We start from the raw sequence: 2,958 nt of genomic DNA, 5'->3' as shown, positions 1-2,958 counted from the left end.
CCGCCCGTGCTGGCCGCGCTCGGCGCGCGCCCCGCGCCCAAGTCGCCGGACAGCGGTGCGGACGCCGTGCCGCCGCCCACCGGGGCGGGGCTCGCCGACACGCTCGAACCGCTGCTGGACGATTCCGCGTTGGGCGATGAGCGCTCGGTGGCGGTGATGGACGTGACCACTGGTCAGCAGGTGTTCGGCAGCAAGGCGGGTACGGCCGCCGTCCCCGCCTCGACGATCAAGCTCGCGACCGGTGCCGCGGCCCTCTCCGCCCTCGGCCCGGACCACCGCATCAGGACCAGCGTCGTGGCGGGCGCGGGCAGAGACGACATCGTGCTGGTCGGCGGCGGCGACCCCACGCTCACCGCGCGGGCCGTCAAGGGGGACGACCACCCCGCGGCACTGCGCCAGTTGGCCGACGCCACCGCCCGCGCCCTCAAGAAGCGCGGCCCGGGCCCCTACCGGCTCGGCTACGACACATCGCTCTACTCCGGGTCGAAGCTGCACCCGATCGGCCCCAACGAGAACCTCTCGCCCGTCGTCCCCCTGATGGCCGACGAGGGCCGTAAGGACGACAGCGACCACGGCCCGGCCCCGCGCGCCGAGGACCCGGCCGCCGACGCGGCCGGCACCTTCGCGTCGATGCTGCGCGACCGCGGTGTCGAGGTGACGGGCGAGCCCGGCTCGTCCAAGGCCGCCAAGGGCGCCCGCACGGTGGCCTCCGTCCGCTCCCAGCCGCTGTCCTCGCTCGTCGAGCGGATGCTGACCAACAGCGACAACGACATCGCGGAGGCCCTGTCCCGGCAGACCGCCCTCGCGGCCGGCCGGCCCGCCAGCTTCGCGGGCGGGGCCAAGGCCGTGACCCAGCGGCTGCACAAGCTCGGGCTGCCGCTGAGCGGCGCCCGGATCGCGGACGGCAGCGGGCTCGACCGCGCCGACCATGTGTCCGCCGGGCTGCTCGCCCAGGTGCTGGTGCGCGCCGCCGACCGCGACCACCCCCAACTGCGGTCGCTGCTCACCGGGCTGCCGGTGGCCGGTTTCAGCGGCACCCTGCGCACCCGCTACGCCCAGGACGCGGTCGGCCGGGGCGTGGTCCGGGCCAAGACCGGCACCCTCACCGGGGTCAACACCCTCGCGGGCTCGGTCGTGGACGCGGACGGCCGGCTGCTGGTCTTCGCGTTCATGACCAACGGCACCACCGACGCCGACGGCGCCCAGCGCGCCCTGGACCGGATGGCCTCGGCCCTCGCCAACTGCGGCTGCCGCTGAGCGCGAGGGCGCGCGCGAGGGCGAGGGCGACCGGATGCGTACGGCGGCCACGCCACGGTGGCCGCCGTAAGGCCACCAGGGTGACCCGGACGCGGGGCGGCCGCCTGTGCGGACCCCGGTGTCCTCCCGGATGGGGCGCGGGCCACGTACCGTGAAGCCATGACGAGCATCGGTGGTGTGGAGATGGTCGACTGGAATCTCGCGGTCGCGACCGCGACCCGGCTGGTGCGCCCCGGGCCCGAGGTGAGTCGCGAGGAGGCGCGTGCCGTCGTCGCGGAGCTGCGGCGGCACGCCAAGTCCTCGGAGGAACACGTCCGCGCGTTCACCCGGATGGCCGTCTCCGGCGGCCCGGCCGCGGACACCCCCGTCCTCGTCGTGGACCGCGCGGGCTGGATCAAGGCCAATGTGGCGGGCTTCCGGCAGATCCTCAAACCGCTGCTCGGCAAGATGCAGGACCGGCGCGGCGGACTGCCCGGCGGGGCCGTGCTGGGCGCGGTCGGCGGCAAGGTGACCGGGGTCGAGCTGGGGATGCTGCTGTCCTTCCTCGCCTCCCGGGTGCTCGGTCAGTACGAGACCTTCGCGCCCGCGACCCGCGAGCTGCCCGGCTCCCCGGGCGGCGGCCGGCTGCTGCTGGTGGCGCCCAACATCGTCCACGTGGAGCGCGAACTCGACGTGGCCCCGCACGACTTCCGGCTGTGGGTCTCGCTGCACGAGGAGACCCACCGCACCCAGTTCACCGCCGTGCCGTGGCTGCGCGACCACATCGAGTCCGAGATCCAGGCGTTCCTCGGCGAGACCGATGTGGACCCGGCCACCCTGCTGGAGCGGCTCCGCGAGGCGTTCCAGTCGCTGAGCGGCGGCGGCCGTCCCGGTGACGAGAGGGGCGAGGAGGACGGGCGCGGCGGCGCGCCCAGCATCATCGAGCTGGTCCAGACCCCGTCCCAGCGGGAGATCCTGGCGCGGCTGACCGCGGTGATGTCGCTGCTGGAGGGGCACGCCGACTACGTCATGGACGGGGTGGGACCGGAGGTCGTGCCGTCCGTCGCGGAGATCCGGGAGAAGTTCCAGAAGCGCCGGGCCAGTGGTGCGGGCCGGCTCGATCAGGCACTGCGCAAGCTGCTGGGGCTCGACGCCAAGCTGCGGCAGTACCGTGACGGTGAGCGATTCGTCCGGGCCGTGGTGAACGAGGTCGGTATGGACGGTTTCAACCGTGTCTGGACCTCGCCCAACACCCTTCCGACCAAGACGGAGATCAGCAAACCCGCCGAGTGGGTCGCGCGGGTGCACCGTAAGGCGGAGTCCTAGAACCGGCACACTCCCGGCACACGCGGAAACGGACGAACGCCCCCTTTAATCACTCGTCCGAGGGACCGTTGGCGACGGGTAGGCGTGCGATGCTCGGGGAACAGCTCGCTTCTGTCACCATCGACATACGCAGCGTGACGAAAAGCTGCGTAACTCCTCGCACCCCCCGAGGCACCCCCTCGAATGACAGATGGGAAACGGACATGGGTCCCCATCCAGCGGTCGCCGCGATACGCCTCGCGGTCCGCCGCGTCCTCCACGACGTCCTCGTCGCCCACTCGGCCTCGTCCCCCTCCTCGCCCTCCGCCGCCTCCCCGCCCGCCACGCGTTCGGCCCCCGCCCCCCGCGGCTCCGCCCCGCGCGCCGACGCGCCCCTCGTACTCGCCGCCTGCTCGG

2 protein-coding genes and 1 pseudogene are annotated in these 2,958 nt (G+C 73.8%); all 3 read left to right on the top strand.

The features are described 5' to 3' along the window. On the top strand, positions 1-1,257 hold a 1,257-nt coding region (gene dacB, locus KN815_RS48210; protein ID WP_216348082.1), incomplete at its 5' end, for a D-alanyl-D-alanine carboxypeptidase/D-alanyl-D-alanine endopeptidase. 159 nt (positions 1,258-1,416) lie between these two features. Beyond that, complete coding sequence (locus tag KN815_RS48205) at positions 1,417-2,562, top strand: Rv3626c family coenzyme F420 biosynthesis-associated protein (protein WP_216348081.1); 1,146 nt, start codon at positions 1,417-1,419, stop codon at positions 2,560-2,562. 203 nt (positions 2,563-2,765) lie between these two features. Then, positions 2,766-2,958: pseudogene (locus KN815_RS51365) on the top strand (tRNA lysidine(34) synthetase TilS); the annotation flags it as partial.

The sequence above is a fragment of the Streptomyces niphimycinicus genome (assembly GCF_018883605.1).
In the GTDB taxonomy this organism is placed as follows: Bacteria; Actinomycetota; Actinomycetes; order Streptomycetales; family Streptomycetaceae; genus Streptomyces; species Streptomyces niphimycinicus.
The sequence above is the reverse complement of the archived record's forward strand: the minus strand, read 5'-3'. Positions and strand labels throughout refer to the sequence as shown.

Bases quoted from the DNA above. Each gene is read 5' to 3' on its own strand.
- KN815_RS48205 (WP_216348081.1), top strand. From the start codon at position 1,417: ATGACGAGCATCGGTGGTGTGGAGATGGTCGACTGGAATCTCGCGGTC.